The organism is Labilibaculum euxinicum, from assembly GCF_009795715.1.
GTDB classification, from domain to species: domain Bacteria; phylum Bacteroidota; class Bacteroidia; order Bacteroidales; family Marinifilaceae; genus Labilibaculum; species Labilibaculum euxinus.
The window spans coordinates 76,467-93,595 of sequence record NZ_WTCR01000004.1 but is presented as its reverse complement, the minus strand read 5'-3'; the positions used below and the strand labels follow the sequence as shown (position 1 = coordinate 93,595).

Below are 17,129 nucleotides of genomic sequence, written 5' to 3'. Positions count from 1 at the left end.
AATTTTATTTGTTGGAAAATAATTTAATAATATTCATGAAAATGTAGTAAATTAATAGGTGAAGTAAAAAACATCAAAATTAATGAGCCATGATAAAAACGAAAAAAGAATATTCCAATGGAGTGGTTACAGTAGTGTACGAATCTGATTTATGTATTCATTCCGGTGTTTGTTCTAAAGGATTGCCAGATGTTTTTCAGCCGGGGACAAGACCTTGGGTTAAAGCAAAAGGAGCTGGTACTGAAGAGATCATTAAACAGGTGCAAAAATGTCCGTCCAGAGCGTTGTCTTTTTATATGAATAGTCCCGATCGTGAAGACGGTGAAAAAGGTCCGGTTAAAGCAATTGAAGCCGGGCACAAAGTAGAAGTATTTAAAGATGGTCCTATTATGATGGAAGGACCAATAACTCTTGTTGGTTCAGATGGACAGAGAAAAGTAATGGCAAATGCTTGCTACTTTTGCCGTTGCGGTTCTTCTAAAAGTAAACCATTTTGCGATGGCTCCCATAAGGACATCGGGTTTAAAGAATAAAAAAAGAAAAGAGCACCTTTGGTGCTCTTTAAATTTATTGTTCAGTTTTAACCGTGATGGAATTGCGTGTGATGGAATAAACGGCAAAAAAGCCAACTGCATCATTCGAAATATTGCTTCTTATGTTGGCAGGCGGACCTGAAAACATGGGCGTTTGTTTTTGGTCCATAGTTTGAAATTCATTAACAAAGTCAAAATAGTCTTCAGTCATAGCATAAGTTTCTAAAGTAATTTTGTCATTATCATAAATTATTTCGTCGGGTTTTTCCTGATCGAAAAATCCAACGTCAACACCTTTTGAATCGCCTCCATTAAAGAAAGTGTCTTCGGCTATCACAACTTCAGTTATGGTATCTTTTACCAATATATTATTAATTTGGCAGGCAAAACCATAATAATTTTCTGTTTCGATATCATCTTGTAAATACAAGGAAAGAAGCCAATATGCTTTTCTATCACCATTGTCATTCATGTATCTTTTGTCGTAATTCATCTTAATTGAATCAACATCATATGGGAATGGCATCACGGATTGAGCTTGGTATATTTCCTTTTCACCATTCTGATCGATATCAATATTGGATATTGATAAAGAGTATGTTGTGCCTGGTATTCCCGAAAATTTGGTAACGCTTTCGTAATATCCCCGGCTTGTTTCTTCATAAAGATAATCGGATGTGCCATCGCTGACTTTTATATTCGCTTTAGTAACAGGTATTGCTTCTTTGTTAAAGAATACGTCGCTCGATTCACTTAATTTCACGAAATGCTTTTTGAAATCATTTGTGATTTTGGCTTCAACACATAAGCGGGTAGAAGTGCTGTCTAATTCTACATCCATCTTCTCGGTGCAAGAGCTTAGTATTAATATAGATGTGATAAGATATATTATTCGTTTCATTATTTTAAAATTTAAAATTATAGGTCACTGAAGGAACAAAAGTGAACAGATATGTTTTTTCTGCATAAATCTTTTTAGGATCATTTTCATCCTGAACGAAATTTACAACCCAAGGATTTTTTCTTCCGTAGGCATTGTATAAGGAAAAGTTCCATTCTCCTTCCCATTTTCTATTTGGTTTTTTCTTATTCTTAACGGTTAAAGCCAAATCCATTCGGTGATAATCCGGCAAACGGTAGGAATTTCTATCCGAATATATTTTTATAAATGCACCTTGATATTCTGCCCGTCCTGTTGGGAAGGTTATTGGTTTCCCTGTTGAATAGGTAAAATTAGCAGAGATGCTTGTTCTTTTCGTTAATTGATAACTTAGGGCAGCCTTAATATCATGAGGTACGTCGTAGGGTGAGCGATAGGTGTTGCCTTTATTAATACCTGCAACAGTTCGTTTGGTGCTTGCATAGGTATACCCAAACCATCCATCCAGACGATTTAAATTAAGCTGTGCCATAAATTCTATACCGTAAGCTTCAGAGGAACCAAATCGTAATTCGCCTTCCAATTCTTTGTTTAAGAGCAGATTGGCAAAATCTTTAAAATCAACAGTGTTTTTCATTTTTTTATAGTACAGCTCCACTGATGTTTCTATTGCGTTGTCTTTGAAGTTTCGGAAATATCCTATGGCATATTGATCTGATTTTTGTGGTTTAACATTAGGCGAAGAGGGAAACCAAACATCCAAAGGCATTCCCCCTGAAGAATTCTGAGCAAGCTGCATGTATTGTGAGGTTCTGGAATAGCTCATTTTAACAGAAGAAACCTCATTTAAAGAATATTTTGCTCCAAGTCGTGGTTCCCAGTTGGTATATGTGTTATATATATTTCCTGATTTGTAAATTGTAGAATCAGTAACTTCATAATTGTTATTAAAATCATAAACGGTACCTTTTCCAATATTATTAAACATCGAAAAACGTATTCCATATTTTAATGTTAATCGTTCTCCTATTTTTTGTTCGTTAGAAACGAACAGGGCTTCTTCCAATGCATTCGAATTATTAACCTTGTATTCTGATATAAAAGATTCCTCCCCAATTCCGTGTGCATAACCAGGTTCAAATTTATGGTAGGTGAATATTCCTCCGAATTTGATTGTGTTGTTTGAATTTAAAAAGTAATTGAAATCTTGCTTTACGGACAAATCTTCAAGTTTAGAATCCCACATAAAGGCATTAGCTCCACTGCTATTAGACAATTCATAATTGTATTTGCTCCAAAGTAGAGACGTGTTTGAGAATAGTTTGTTTGAAAATAAATGATTCCACCTAAGAGTTAAGGTTTGATTTCCAAACGAAAGTTGGTTATCGTTGTTTTTAAACTTGTCTTTCCCAAAATAGGTCGAAATAAATATTCGATTCTTACTATTAATCCGATGATTAATTTTAGCGTTTAAATCGTAAAAATACACGATGTTGTCATTTACATCTTCATTTGAAGAAAGACGAAGAAATAGATCCAAATAACTTCTTCGGCCACTTAAAATGAATGATGTTTTATCATTTTTTCCAATTGGTCCTTCCAAAGTTAAGCGCGACGAAATAGTTCCTATTCCACCGCTTCCAGAGAATTTTTTAGAATTTCCATTTTTCATTCTGATATCTAAAAAAGAGGATAACCGGCCTCCTATGTTTGCAGGAATATCTCCCTTGTAGAGTTTTAAATCGCTGATGGCATCGTTATTAAAAATGGAAAAGAAACCTAAAAGATGAGAAGCGTTGTAAACGGGAGCTTCATCCAAAAGAATCAAATTTTGATCCGGATTTCCTCCACGAACGCTAAATCCAGTTCCTCCTTCGGCCGCAGGTTTTACGCCGGGAAGCATTTGAATGGCTTTGATTAAATCAACTTCACCCATTAGTGCAGGAAGTTTTTTTACCGTTGAAACAGGAAGTTTTACAACGCTCATTTCATTCCGCTTGATGTTTTTGGCAGCACCTTCTCCGGTTATCACAACTTCATTTATTTGCTGACTTTCATTATCTAATTCAACAGTTAAAACTTTATCTTCTTCAATTTCGATAATCGATTCTTCTGTTTTGTTGCCTAAAAAGGAATAGCTAACCGTGTATTTCCCGGAAGGGATACTGAGCGAATAAAACCCGTACACATTACTAACTGTTCCACTTGCTAATTCCTTAATGTAACATGCGGCTCCAATTAAGTCTTCACCCGTTTTCTTATCACGAATATATCCACTAATGGTTACTGTTTTTTTTTGTATAGTTTTAAATGATATCTGCTTCTCAATTATCCTGTATTTAAGTTGCAATTGAAGAGATATTTTGTCTAACAGAAGATCCAGTGCATATTCCTTTTTACCCAGATTAATTGTTTTCTGACTGAGATCACTATCTGTTGGATACGTGTAATTGTATCCGGATTGAGTCTTTATCAGGTTCATTAATTCATTTAATGTATAGGAATTCTTTTCTGTTTTTATAATATTATTGATTCTATTTTGTGACAATAGATTTGTACTCCCCAGCAACATTATTATGCAGCTAAGGGTAAGAATGATGTGCTTCATTTATTAATTTACTTTAGTAGGATTATATTTTCTTTTTGTTCGGATTCGAGATTAAGAGTGAAGCAAAGAGATTTTATTATGCTTTCCAGATTTTCATCCTCAAATACCGCAGAAAGCGAAAGTTGAGATTTTGGTACACTTTGGATCTGAATTGTGGTATTAAAAAGTTCGCTTAAATCTTTGCAAACAACTTCCAACCTCTCGTTATTATATTTTAATAGCTTTACAGTAAAATCAATTTCATTAGATTCAGAATCCCTTTTTAGAACCACTTTTTGATTGTTTACAAATTGCGCACAATCACCTTTCAGTAATCTGGTTTTATTTTTCGGATTTCCTTTTTCCATAAACTCCACAATTCCAGTCCGAACTTTTATCGTTGTTCTGTCAATTTCTTCTTTTATTCTAAAAGATGTGCCAACTACCATTGTTCGGGTTTGCCCAGATAAAATAATAAAAGGTTTTTCTTTGTTTTTGGCAACATTAAAAAAAGCTTCTCCCATTAAAGTAACGAGTCTTTCACTCTTCGAAAAATGATTTGGATATTCAATTCTGGATCCTTCTGCAAGAATAATGGATGTACCATCAGGAAGTACCAAAGTTTTTTCAGTTTGTTCCATGTTCGAAACAATTAAGTTTGAATTTTCAGGAGCAATAAAAAGATATCCGAACAAACTGGTTGAAATAAAAGCAACTAAAAGGGCAGCATACCGAAGTGTTCTTTTTAGATATTGTGATTTTATTTTTGATTTTTTTGCTAATAAATTTTGAAATCCTGCTTCTGAATCGAATTCGATTTTTGCAGTTATGGATTCTTTCGCATCCCAATATATCTTTAGCTCATTAAGATACTTCTGATTATCAGGATCTTTATTTAGCCATATTTCTAGCTTTTGCTTTGTTTTGTCGTCACATTTTTCATTTAAATAATCGGTTAATATTTCGGTGTTTACCTTCATGGCGCATGATATTATTGGCATTCGAAACAAAAAAATTGCAATTTTAGTTGTCAGAGTTTCTACAAAATGTAAGGTGTTTTGTTTAAACTCTATTGGTAAGACAATGATTATGCATTTTACCCCTAGTTGAAAAGTGATTTTTTTTTATTTTTTTTCGAGAAAGAAAAAATAGATTAGAAAATCGGACTTGCTTAATTGAGTTCTCAACTTTTTAATTGCTGAATTCATATGATTTTCAATGGTCTTTTTCGAGATATTCAATTCAATTGATATTTCATTATAAGACATTTGAAAATTACGACGAAGCAAGAAAATCTCTTTGCATTTTGGAGGGAGTGAATTGATCGCTTTTTCAATTTTTTTGTTTAAAGCTGTCAGGTCTTTTTCGCGGTTTAATTCATAAGGGGAATCAATAGGATCTTCAATTTCTTCAATTGGAATAATTGACTGCTTATAACTTTTTCTCATATGGTCAAAGCAGGAATTTTTAACAGCTTGGTATAGGTAAGACGATATGGAAGTGTTAATATCAGGAGACTTATCCCATATTTTCAGGAAAACATCTTGTACCAGATCTTCGCATAAATCATGGTCAGAAAGGAAGGAGTAGGCAAAATTGCACAATGGAGAATATAACTCTTTGAATGTTTTTTCAAAATCAAGATTCGTTTTTGTTTTAGAAAGCGCAAGCATAATATCTCCGTTTTAAAAATCAAAAATAGAAAAATAATTTTGTATTAAAGATTTTTTATGTTTTTGGGATGGGTTTTGATGACGGGATGAGTCTGGGGAAGGGGAAAAAGAAAACCCTCTGCGAATGCAGAGGGTTGATATTTTATTTGCTGGCTTTTACTTCTTTGTATTTTAATATTTGAGTTCGTAAAGCTTCTGAAACTAAGTCGGCAGCTTCTTCAAACGAGGTGCTTTTCTTTTTTGCAAAAAGCTCACTTCCAGGAACTTTAATTTTCACTTCAACTACTTTATTGTCTTTTGTACTTGATTTGTCAACATTAAGTATTATATCGTAACCAGTAATTGTACTTTCCAACTTTTCAAGTTTCTTAAATTTTTGGTTAATAAAAGCTTCTAATTTGCTATCTGCCTTAAAACCTACGGATTGCATTTTCATGTTCATCACAATTCCTCCTATATTTTAATATGCAACTTATTGCACAAGTTAATATTCTGTTAAATATAAACCGGTTCTTGTTATTCGCGCGTTAATGACTTTTAAAGCCATAAATGATTAATCTTTCTAGATTGAAAATACGCAAAAAAACTAAGGAAAAGAAATGAAAAAGATGAATTTAAATGTCTTTAACAATTTTAATTTCACAATAGCTTAAGGATAAGGTGTATAATTTTTATTGAAAATTTAACTTTTAAAATTCTATTGTTCCAATTTATCAAAAGGAGTTTGTTTTTTACAGAAAAAGGCGAAAAACAGGATTGTTTTCCGCCCTTTTAAAATCAACTAATATTAACTAATCTATAAGTGTAAAATTAACTTGCCGAACTTCTTGCGAATTTCCACCAACATAAATGTGATATTCCCCCGATTCTATCAGGAATTCTCCTTCTGGGGAATAATATCCCAGGTCTTCAGGTTTTAATGTGAATGATACCATTATATTTTCGTCTGGTTTTAACTTGATTTTTTTGAATTGTTTTAGTTCTTTAACCGGACGGGCATAGGTTGCTTTAGGATCCTGAATGTATAGCTGAACAACTTCTTCACCTTCATATTTTCCTGTATTGGCAAGCGAGATTTTAATCTCAATGGTTTCATCCTTTTTTATTTCACCGGAATTGATTGTTGCTTCCCCGTAGGCAAATGTGGTGTAGCTTAAACCATAACCAAATGGATATAATGGTGTATTTGGTGCATCGGTATAGTGCGACCAAAATACATTATTCGTAGAAGTAGGTCTGCCTGTGTTCATGTGATTGTAGTAAATAGGACATTGGCCTACATTTCTTGGGAACGACATGGTTAATTTACCTGATGGATTGTAATCTCCAAAAAGAACATCTGCAATTGCATTTCCTGCTTCGGAACCACCAAACCATGTTTCCAGAACAGCATCTGCATTTTCAGCTATTTCGGGAATGGCAAGAGGCCGGCCATTCATTAATACAACAACAATGTTCTTGTTTACTTTTTTTACAGCATTAAATAAGTCCTGTTGCAGTCCTTTTAAACGAATGTCTGTTTGACTCCTGCCTTCGCCGGATTGCCAGCAATCTTCTCCAAGAGCCATAATTACGACTTCTGAATTCTGTGCTGCTTTTATTGCATCCTGAAATCCTGATTTGTCATTTTGTTCATAAGAGAGCTCCTGAAGAAAATTTCTATCTCCAATCGTTAGATTACAGCCTTTACTGTAGTTTATTTTCGTTTTTGCAGACACGGCTGATTGAATTCCTTCCAGTAGGGATACTGCCGAGTTTTTAATAGCTTTTGCTCTCCAACTTCCCAGAGGGATATCCTTACTGTCGGCCAGCGGGCCAATAAGGGCAATCGACTTTATTTGTTTCGACAAAGGAAGTAACTGAGCCTTATTTTTAAGAAGTACCATTGAGTGACGGGCTACGTTTCGGGAAGCAGCCCTATTTTCTTTGCTGTAGATTTCTCTTTTTTCACGTTCAATATTAGAGTATTGATATGGATCATTGAACAAGCCTAGTTTGTACTTAATTTTTAAAATGCGTTTAACTGCATCATCAATCAGCTTTTCATCTACTTTGCCTTCATCTACAAGTTCGTTAAGATATTTGCTGTAGGCATTGGACTCCATGTCCATATCCGAACCTGCTTTAATTGCAAGCAGGCCAGCCTCTTTTAGATTTTCGGCAGCTCCGTGATTTGATATTTCTTCAATGCTTCCCCAGTCGGAAACAACAAATCCTTTAAAATTCCATTTGTTTTTTAGTAAGTTGCGTTGAAGATATGGGTTTGCTGTAGAGGGCGTTCCATTTATAATATTGAATGAATTCATGAAAGTAGAAACACCGGCTTCAGCTACCGCTTTAAAGGGTGGTAAAACAATATTGTGAAGTGTATAGGATCCAATATCAACAGTATTGTAATCTCTTCCTGACTCGGAGAATCCATAACCGGCAAAGTGTTTTGCACAGGCAGCAATGGTATTGTTTGCCGATAAATCAATTCCTTGAAATCCTTTAATACGAGCTACAGATAAAACACTTGCTAAATAAGGATCTTCTCCGCAACCTTCCATTACTCTTCCCCAACGTGCATCTCTACCCACATCCATCATGGGAGCAAAAGTCCATTGTAAGCCGGCAGCAGAAGCTTCTTTCGCAGCAACTTGTGCTGATAGTTTAACGATTTCAGGATCCCAGGAAGAGGCTTCAGCTAAAGGAATTGGGAACATGGTTTGATAACCGTGAATTACATCGTATCCAAAAATCATAGGAATGCCTAAGCGGCTGTTTTCAACGGCTAATTTTTGGGCATTAAGAGTAGCATCTGCTCCTGTAACATTTAGCATGGCTCCAACTTCACCATTCTTTATTTGTTCCAGTTGATCCTGAGAGTTATTATTTTTTGGAGCAGGTCCTGTCATTTCCCATCGGCTTGTGTGTTGGTTTAATTGTCCTATTTTCTCAGAAAGAGTCATTTTACCGAGAAGTTCAGACACAAATTCATCTTCTTTAGATTGGGGGTTTTTCTCTTGATTACAGGATAAAAGCACAAGTAATGAGATGATGACCAGATTTACTTTTTTAATCATTATTGTAGTATTTTATATGGAATTTTATTTGATTAAAATATAATGGTTTGTATGGCTCTTGCCGGAATTTCAATTGATGTTGCAATATTGGTTCCAATATATAATTTGTAACTCATAGTTTTTTCTGAACTGTTCATCACAATTGTTGCCATTTTACCATCTTCGTTTATAAATGACGTGCTTTGAAGAAAGCTGGAACTTGTAACAGTACTTACCCTTTTTGCTCCCGGGCGGATATATTTTGAGAAATGTCCCAAGTAGTAATACGATGGGGTGTAAATTAAGCTGTCTGTTCTAGTATCTGCATGAATAGGGGAGAAACATAAATTTCCAACATGATTTGGACCTCCGGTTTCATCCAATAGAATGTTCCAGTCAGTCCAACCAACGGTTCCCCGATTAAAGTCATTAATTATTGAACGACCATATCGTTCTGCATTTGGCCAATACTGATACTTTGAAGAATCGAATGCTTCGTTACAACCTTCGGTAAAAAGTAGTTTTTTATCTGGATAGGCTTCTTGTATTTTCTGTACGTTGTCGAACATAGGTTCGCCACCTCTCCAGGTTTCATACCAATGAAAACCGATTCCCCAGGCATACTTGGCTGCTTCAGGATCATCGAAAATGGTATTTGCCCTGTGTGTGATTAAATCTCTGTTGTGATCCCAAACTACAATATTTTTATCACCAAGTCCTTCTTGTTCTAATATTGGACCTAAATGGTTTTTTAGGAAATCTCTTTCTTCTTCTGCAGTGTAAATGCAAGATTCCCAGCGTTGAACCGCCATGGGTTCGTTTTGGATTGTTATTCCCCAAACAGGAATGCCTTCCTTTTCGTATGCATTAATGAATTTGGCGTAGTATCTGGCCCAGGTATCGTAATATTCAGGAAGCAATTTACCTCCCTGAAGCATGTTGTTATTGTCTTTCATGAATGCTGGCGGGCTCCATGGACTTGCATAAAATAGAATGGAACCTCCGGCTTTTGCAATTGCTTGTTTAATCATTGGCAAACGATATTGTCTGTCGTGATCAATTGAGAAGGTTTCTAAATTTTTGTCTCCTTCTTCGATATATGTGAAGCTGCCGCTACTAAAATCGCAGCTGTGAATAGACGTACGAATTAAGGAATAAGCATTTCCTTTTTTGCCATAGTAGGCTGTAATCAGTTCTTTTTGTTTTTCTTCTGAAAGTTTTGCAAATACTTCGGCAGATGCATCGGTAATGGCTCCACCTATTCCGATAAATGTTTGAAATGTATTGTTTGGATTAACAAAAACAGAATTTTCAGTTTCCTGAGCTTGTTTGGTTTTAATAAATTCTACTTGTCCTGTTTTAGTTAATCTAAGATCTGTATCCTTGGCAGTAGTAATTACAGTTGCCGTTTTTCCTTCAGCAATAAACCCTTTAGTAAAATTGGTTTTCTCGTTCTTGTTTGGTTGCGAGCATGCTGTTAAGGCAATTGCTATAATGGGGATAAATCTTTTCATAGTCTTTTTTTCTATGTTCTAATGAATTAGTAAAAGACTACCCTAAAAATAAGGGTAGTCTTCTCTATGATTCAAATTTGATATAATAATATATTAATATCCAGGGTTTTGATCTGTGTCGTCAATCGAATTATTTGCGATTATTTCACTTTGAGGTATAGGAAACAACTCGTGTTTGTTCGCTGTATATCCTAAACTACCCAATTCTTGAACTGCAAGATCCCAACGAACTAAATCCCAATATCTACTGCCTTCAAAAGCCAATTCCAATTGTCTTTCTTTAACAATTGCCTGAAAAATATCATCAGAAGCAGTAATGTCTGTTAAACCAGCACGATATCTAACTTTGTTTAATTCGATAAGAGCCTGAGGATCATTGGTTGAGAAATGATAGGCTTCGGCTGCCATAAGTAACACATCAGCATATCGCATTAAACGCCAGTTGATTGTGTAATTCAGCTCAGGAACACCATCAGTGCTGGTTTCAGAAGGTCTTGTAACATACTTTAAACGCATGTATCCTTCGTAGTCGTGTGCACTTGGGTTTTTGATAACACCACCGGTTGCTTGAAAATCAGCTGCTGATAATACGGTTGCATTTCCTCGTTCAGTATCTCCGGCATCAACAAATGCCTGACCAATTTTTGCTGACGGAGAGTTGAAACCCCAGCCATTAACAATATCAAGAGTAGAACTTGAAAAATCGAATACCGCATCTCTTGGACCTTGTAACTGGGCTTCGATATTATTTTCGTTGCCACCCCCCCAAGGGAAGTTGCCCCAATCGTAAGATTCTTGAGCAGTGTAGGATACTTCAAACAATGACTCCTGTCCGAATTCAGTTTCTTTTGTCCACACATCGGCAAAATCTGGTTCTAAATCGTATTCCAAACTGCTAATTACCAAAGCAAGTTGAGTTGCTGCGTCACCATATTTCTTTTGGTAAAGAAGAGCTTTTCCATAGTAGGCTTGTGCAGTTCCTTTTGAAAAGCGATAACGATCTGCGGTGCTGTATTCACTCTTTAATGGAAGATCTGGAATTGCTTCGGTAAAATCTTTTTCTATTTGAGTATAAATATCAGCAACGGATGCTCTGGGCAAATGATAATCAACCTCGCTTACAGGATTTACCGTCATAAGAGGAACACCGCCAAACATGGTTACCAATTCGAAGTAGCTATAAGCTCTTAATGCTTTTGCTTCTGCAATCATCTCTTTTTTACCATCAGTATCTGGTTCTACCTGATTAATAATGGTATTGGTTGAACTAATGGTTTTGTAAAAGTTAGACCAGATTAATTTAATTTTATCATTATCTGTTTGAATGGCAAAGTCATCAATATTTTGGTAACCCGATTGGTCACCTTCCGAGGAACCTGCTAGACAGTCGTCTGCGGGTAGATTTTTTACAAAATAGACGCTAGCCCAACTACCGTTGGAGAAGTTGTTTTGTATTGCGTTGTATACTCCAACAATTGCCAGTTTAACTTCACTATCGGTATTTAAGAAATTGTCACTGGTTACACGACCTGTTGGATCTATCTCGAGAAATTTATCTTCGTTGCAGGAAGAACTGGAAATTGCAATGGCGATTCCCAAAATATATTTGAATATTTTTAAATATTTCATGTTTGTATGATTTATGTTACCCCGATAAAATGAACGGAATTAGACTTTTAGCCCAGACTGTTCGTTTTATTTAATCTCGGTACATTTTAAAACTAAATATTGATTAAAAATTAACAGATAAACCAAAAATCACTTTTCCAGAGATTGGATAGATTCCCCGGTCAACACCTTGTCTTGTAACTTCTGAACTACCAGCTTCAGGATCTAAACCTTCATAATCTGTGAAAGTGAAGAAATCATCCAAAGAAACAAACACACGGGCACGATCGATACCAGCTTTCTGAGTTGTCGATTTTGGAAGTGTATAACCCAATTGAATTTGTTTGATACGCATGTATGAACCATCAGATACCATTAAGTCACTACGATAAACATAGTCGCTTGTATTGTCAGCAGCCGGTCTGCTGGCATTGGTGTGAGTAGGAGTCCATCTGTTATCATACATGAACTTTGGTTTGTTAGAGAAAGGTCTGTCGGAACGGAACCAACCCATAAATACATCATTTCCTTCAGATCCTTGTATGAAAAGGTTAAAGTCAAATCCTTTGTACTGAGCATTAAAAGTAGCACCATACAAAAAGTCTGCATGTGGATCGCCAATGTAAGTCTGATCGGCAGCAGAAATTTCACCATCCTTGTTTACATCAACTACAATAGGGGCTCCGGTAGTTTTATCTATACCATTGGTTTTGTATCCTTTGAAATACCAGATTGGGTACCCTTTTTCAAACCAGGTTAAATCATGACCTCTAAGATTATCCCCGACTATTGGAGATCCTGCTTGTTTGGTCACTTCGTTATCTTGTGTTGATAGATTTAAATTAACGCTGTACTTAAATTCATTATCGTTATTTCGATATCCTAATTCGAAATCGAATCCTTTATTGGTAACAGTTCCTGCATTTGCAAAAGGAAATTCGTTCCCGACAGATAATGGCCCTTGCTTAACAAAAATCAAATCTTTTGTTTTCTTGTTGTAGTAATCCATTGAAAAGGAAAGTTTTCCATTCAAAGATCTCAAATCCAAACCAAGATCAAGTTGTTCTGTAGTCTCCCACTTTAAATTTGGGTTGGTTAATTTGTCGATTTCCGCACCGGGTTGGTAAACGTCGTCAGTACCAGGGTATTGTATTCCTGAGAATACCCAGAATTCACGATCTTCATTTCCTGGAAGATTTGATCTGCTACCGTTTTGTCCCCAACTGCCTCTTAATTTCAAGTAATCAATACCTTTGATGTCAAAGAAATCTTCTTCAGACACAATCCATCCTATTGACGCTGCAGAGAAAACAGCAGATTTATCAGTCGTAGGAAAAGCATCAGCCGCATCACGGCGAAGTGATAATTCCATCATATATCTGTTGAGATAATTGTAGGATAAACGACCGAAATATGACGTCATTGTATGGTTTACGTATCCACCACCTGTTCTATCAAATTCATTAGATGTTGTATGTTCCTGATAGGCATACTGGTCACCTTCAGCAATTAGTGGTCCGGAGTGCATTGTGTAATTGGGTTCTTGGTTTTCTTCAGCAGAATAACCGGCTAAAAGAGTAAAGTCGTGATCACCTACTTTTTTATTGTATGTTGCGAAGTTCTCCCACAACCAGGTGTACCACTTGTTAATTTCGTCATCAACCGAAGTTGCTGAGTTTTGGCTTTCGCTTGAGAAATAATAAGTTGGAGCCCATGAATGTTGAGTTTGATAAGTTAAATCAAGTCCAATACGAGTAGTAAAAGACAATCCTTTTATAGGCTTAACTGTTGCATAGGCCATTCCCAAGACTTTATCCTGAGTAATGGTGTTGTGATAAGTTTGCAACATAGCAAGCGGATTAGCTGTTTCCCCAGTTACATATTGTGCCAGACCGAAATAACGCCCATTATTATTTTTTAGAATTGTATTACCACCATCTAATAAACTTTGAACGTTGGCAGGAGTGCCATCATATGTTACAGGAGTAAGAGGATCAATCAAAAGTGCATTGTTTACAACACTTCTGTATTCGTCATCTTCTCCAATATATTTTTGCTTGGAGTGAGAAAAGCTAAAGTTATTACCAACTTCTAACCATTCTTTAAGACTGCTTTTGGCATTAACACGAGCGGTGATACGTTCGTATTTTGCTTTGTCATCACCAACAATACCATTTTGTGAATAGTATGAACCAGAGACCATATAAGTCGATTTTTCGGTTCCGGCGGAGTAACTTAAGTGGTGTTTTTGCATAGGAGCAACTTCGAAAACTTCATCCAGCCAATCGGTATCGTTTCCATTTTGAGTAACGGTTCCTGCACCTGATTCCTGCATCCATTGTTGATACTCGCTGGAATTCATCAATTCCAGGTCACTTCTTGAACTTTGAAGACCATATTGAAAATCGTAAGAGATTTTAGCTTCACCTGCTTTACCCGACTTCGTTGTAATAATGATAACACCATTGGCACCTTCGGTACCGTAAATGGCAGCAGAAGCGGCATCTTTCAAAACATCAAAAGATTCAATATCACCCGGATCAATATTATTAATGTCTCCGGTTTTCATACCATCTACAATGAACAATGGATTTGAATTACCATTTGAGTTTACTCCGCGAATACGAATGTTTGTTCCTGCACCCGGAGAACCTGAATTTGATAAAACAGATACACCTGCAGTACGGCCTTGAATAGCCTGATCTGCTCTTGATGCCGGAGTATTCTGAAGCTCTTCGCCCTTAACACTGGAAATAGATCCTGTATTCAGAGCTTTCTTTTGAACACCGTAGCCAATAACTACAACTTCGTCTACACTTAGTGCATCTTCAGTCATAATAACATTAATTGTTGTTTGATCGCCTACCAAAATTTCCTGTGTTGTGTATCCAATGAAGCTGTATACAATAACGTTTTCGGGGTTGGCGGAAATAGAATAATTTCCATCAATATCGGAAACTGTTCCGATAGTTGTTGACTTTAAGGAAATATTAACACCAGGTATACCAAAACCGAAGGAGTCAGTTATTTTACCAATAATTTCCTTGTTAGTACTTTGACCAAATATGATGGATACATTGCAAAATACCATCAGTAGTAACATGGATGACTTCAAAAGCCATCTACGGTTGTTTAGCTTCCCTGTTTTAAGGCAATGTGTGGGAGCATTAAAATTCTCAGATTTTTTCATAAAATTAATTCATTAGCGTATTATGGTTACAATTTATTTCCCAAAAGGAGAGGACCAACACATCCTAATGGGTTTTTGATATAAACTTTTTTTTAATCTCTGTTTTTTATCATATGTGTATTTTTAGACTTTAAAATTTATGTGTAGTTACTGTAAATCAGATTTACATCGTTTTCGATATTCACAAAAAGAAAATACAAGTATTGTCTTTTGTGAATAGTTGTTTTATTATTGTTTATCAGAGAATTAGTGTTCTTCTAATTCCCCTTTTTTTCATAAATTTGCGCCGATTCATTAGCGTATTAATAAAATGAATTATTTGTCGGAAGGAGAGGACCAACTAATCTTTCCGGCATTTTTTTATTCTTCTTTACTACCTTTTCCATAAGCATCGATTCCTGAGGTTAAATAAACAAGCGGAGCATTCCAGTTAATGGCAATTTCATTAGTCGAATAACTACATTGCTCATCAGCATAGGATTTAGCAGGGTAAGTAGATCTGATAACATCAGAACCACAATCGTTGGGAACAATTAAATTAGGGCCGCCAACCAAAAAGCCAGACACAGGTTCTTGAACAGAATCGGCAGCAGAAGGTCGGTGGTGAATATTCATTGGGCTCAAAGAACCAAAACCTGTTACAAAGCAATAAGCAGTTGCATTTCGGCCAAGCAAATAGTCTAAACTCTCTCTTGCTGAGTTCAGGTATTTGGAATTCTTTGTTATTTGGTATGCAAGTAATTTCATCATTCCTTGGTTGGCAAATTCTGAATTACTTCCCCACTCGTATTTCATAATGGCGATTCTATATGGTGAATTGTTTTCAATCTCAATTAATTGATCGATGTTCTTTAAAAAAATATCTTTCAATTCGGTGTATTCACCCTTCATATCAGAAGTTAGTAATGAAATTATGCCTAAGGTATTTACATCCCGCCATCCCGGAGTTGTGATATTAATATCATCGTTTTTGTGATGTTTATTATACTTATTGTTGGCTGTTGCCATATATAATTCGGCAGATGCCCAGTACCATTCATCGTTTAAATCTGTATCATCATAAGCTCCGGTATTAATATCGGATGCCTGTTTGTATAAGATATTTGGATTTTTAACTGCCCATTTCCATGCTTTTTCTGATTGAATTAAACAAGAATCAGCCAAACCAGGTAAACTCGTATCAAAATCAGCAAAAAGGCGGGAAGCATAAGCCATTGTTGCTGCAAAATCTAGAGTTGCGGCTGTGCTTTTTTGGACCAGATATCTCTTATTTATAGCTTCATGTGGCATTACAAAACCTTCAAAGTTTTTGGTGGTTAGTTTGTGATAAACCCCACCATCAAAAGAATCCTGCATAGTCATCATCCACCTAAGGTTATACAATGCTTCGTCCAAAATATCAGGAATTTTGTTATTTGATTCCGGAATGTTCACGTTCAATTCACTGAAGTAAGTTGGGAATGATTTATATGCAAAAAGTAAAGTGTAGGTTGAAATACTGCTGTTAACGATGTATTTGTTGTAATCCCCGGCATCGTACCAGCCTTTTGGTGATGATACAATACTATTTTCAGGATGATTTTTATCTGCAGCAGAAGAGTGATAATATACAATTGTATCGGGGTGACCTTCCGGGCGAGCCCAAATTCCTCCATACATATTGTCAATTTTCATTCCTGAGCGATTCAGATAGAAAGACTTAAGCGAAGCTTTTGCAAGTTTCGCATAAGGTCTTTCTGTTATGATGATTTTATTTGAGATGATGCTGTCATTTGCTATAATATAATACTCCCCCTTATCGGTTAATTCCGAAAAATCTATTGATTGGATCGTATCACCTGATAATGAACTATATTGTTTCGAACCAGCAGCTTTTTCAAGTATGGTTTTACCATTGCTGTTTTTAATTTGAAACAGATCGGCACTTGTTCTGATCATTGCTTTTTTAGGAGCATTATTTTCATATCCAACTTGATTGGTGAGTATGAGCTGTTCGTTTGCCGGAACAGGCTCATCCAATTTTTGGGTACAAGCGGATGCCGTAAACAGAACAGAAAGCAGGTATGCGTATATTTTATAGTTTTTGATCTTCATCTCTAT

Annotated in this window: 11 protein-coding genes; 1 reads left to right on the top strand and 10 read right to left on the bottom strand. The window is 35.9% G+C overall.

The genetic code is table 11. The features are described from left to right. Positions 1-89 precede the first annotated feature (89 nt). Positions 90-533 (top strand): (4Fe-4S)-binding protein, encoded by a 444-nt coding sequence (locus tag GQR60_RS05945; protein WP_124992060.1) that lies wholly within the window; start codon positions 90-92, stop codon positions 531-533. Positions 534-567: 34 nt separating this feature from the next. Here the strand turns inward: GQR60_RS05945 and GQR60_RS05940 are convergent, their stop codons facing one another. The 10 genes from GQR60_RS05940 to GQR60_RS05895 all read right to left on the bottom strand — a co-directional run bounded on the left by GQR60_RS05940 (position 568) and on the right by GQR60_RS05895 (position 17,123). Continuing rightward, positions 568-1,434: a DUF4249 domain-containing protein gene (locus GQR60_RS05940; RefSeq protein ID WP_124992059.1), complete on the bottom strand. Its 867-nt coding sequence runs from the start codon at positions 1,432-1,434 to the stop codon at positions 568-570. Positions 1,435-1,438: 4 nt separating this feature from the next. After that, positions 1,439-4,021, bottom strand: coding sequence for a TonB-dependent receptor (locus GQR60_RS05935; RefSeq protein ID WP_124992058.1), 2,583 nt, complete (start codon positions 4,019-4,021; stop codon positions 1,439-1,441). 8 nt (positions 4,022-4,029) lie between these two features. Further along, positions 4,030-4,980: a FecR family protein gene (locus GQR60_RS05930; RefSeq protein ID WP_160463426.1), complete on the bottom strand. Its 951-nt coding sequence runs from the start codon at positions 4,978-4,980 to the stop codon at positions 4,030-4,032. Positions 4,981-5,124: 144 nt separating this feature from the next. Beyond that, positions 5,125-5,673 carry an RNA polymerase sigma-70 factor gene (locus GQR60_RS05925; protein ID WP_124992056.1) on the bottom strand — a complete coding sequence of 183 codons (549 nt, stop codon included), beginning with the start codon at positions 5,671-5,673 and terminating at the stop codon, positions 5,125-5,127. Positions 5,674-5,815: 142 nt separating this feature from the next. After that, positions 5,816-6,109 (bottom strand): ribosome hibernation-promoting factor, HPF/YfiA family, encoded by a 294-nt coding sequence (gene hpf / locus GQR60_RS05920; protein ID WP_225441357.1) that lies wholly within the window; start codon positions 6,107-6,109, stop codon positions 5,816-5,818. A 355-nt stretch (positions 6,110-6,464) separates the two neighbouring features. Continuing rightward, positions 6,465-8,738: a beta-glucosidase BglX gene (gene bglX, locus GQR60_RS05915; protein WP_124992055.1), complete on the bottom strand. Its 2,274-nt coding sequence runs from the start codon at positions 8,736-8,738 to the stop codon at positions 6,465-6,467. A 32-nt stretch (positions 8,739-8,770) separates the two neighbouring features. Beyond that, positions 8,771-10,231, bottom strand: coding sequence for a glycoside hydrolase family 30 protein (locus tag GQR60_RS05910; protein WP_124992054.1), 1,461 nt, complete (start codon positions 10,229-10,231; stop codon positions 8,771-8,773). Positions 10,232-10,324: 93 nt separating this feature from the next. Next, positions 10,325-11,860 (bottom strand): RagB/SusD family nutrient uptake outer membrane protein, encoded by a 1,536-nt coding sequence (locus tag GQR60_RS05905; protein WP_124992053.1) that lies wholly within the window; start codon positions 11,858-11,860, stop codon positions 10,325-10,327. Between the two features lie 103 nt (positions 11,861-11,963). Then, positions 11,964-15,029 carry a SusC/RagA family TonB-linked outer membrane protein gene (locus GQR60_RS05900; protein WP_124992052.1) on the bottom strand — a complete coding sequence of 1,022 codons (3,066 nt, stop codon included), beginning with the start codon at positions 15,027-15,029 and terminating at the stop codon, positions 11,964-11,966. Between the two features lie 360 nt (positions 15,030-15,389). Then, entirely contained in the window at positions 15,390-17,123 is a 1,734-nt protein-coding gene (locus tag GQR60_RS05895) for a glycoside hydrolase family 9 protein (protein WP_124992051.1), read from the bottom strand. Positions 17,124-17,129 lie beyond the last annotated feature (6 nt).

Excerpts from the sequence above, each read along its gene's own strand:
- GQR60_RS05945 (WP_124992060.1), top strand. The coding sequence starts at position 90 with ATGATAAAAACGAAAAAAGAATATTCCAATGGAGTGGTTACAGTAGTG.
- GQR60_RS05940 (WP_124992059.1), bottom strand. The coding sequence starts at position 1,434 with ATGAAACGAATAATATATCTTATCACATCTATATTAATACTAAGCTCT.
- GQR60_RS05935 (WP_124992058.1), bottom strand. The coding sequence starts at position 4,021 with ATGAAGCACATCATTCTTACCCTTAGCTGCATAATAATGTTGCTGGGG.
- GQR60_RS05930 (WP_160463426.1), bottom strand. The coding sequence starts at position 4,980 with ATGAAGGTAAACACCGAAATATTAACCGATTATTTAAATGAAAAATGT.
- GQR60_RS05925 (WP_124992056.1), bottom strand. The coding sequence starts at position 5,673 with ATGCTTGCGCTTTCTAAAACAAAAACGAATCTTGATTTTGAAAAAACA.
- hpf (WP_225441357.1), bottom strand. The coding sequence starts at position 6,109 with ATGAAAATGCAATCCGTAGGTTTTAAGGCAGATAGCAAATTAGAAGCT.
- bglX (WP_124992055.1), bottom strand. The coding sequence starts at position 8,738 with ATGATTAAAAAAGTAAATCTGGTCATCATCTCATTACTTGTGCTTTTA.
- GQR60_RS05910 (WP_124992054.1), bottom strand. The coding sequence starts at position 10,231 with ATGAAAAGATTTATCCCCATTATAGCAATTGCCTTAACAGCATGCTCG.
- GQR60_RS05905 (WP_124992053.1), bottom strand. The coding sequence starts at position 11,860 with ATGAAATATTTAAAAATATTCAAATATATTTTGGGAATCGCCATTGCA.
- GQR60_RS05900 (WP_124992052.1), bottom strand. The coding sequence starts at position 15,029 with ATGAAAAAATCTGAGAATTTTAATGCTCCCACACATTGCCTTAAAACA.
- GQR60_RS05895 (WP_124992051.1), bottom strand. The coding sequence starts at position 17,123 with ATGAAGATCAAAAACTATAAAATATACGCATACCTGCTTTCTGTTCTG.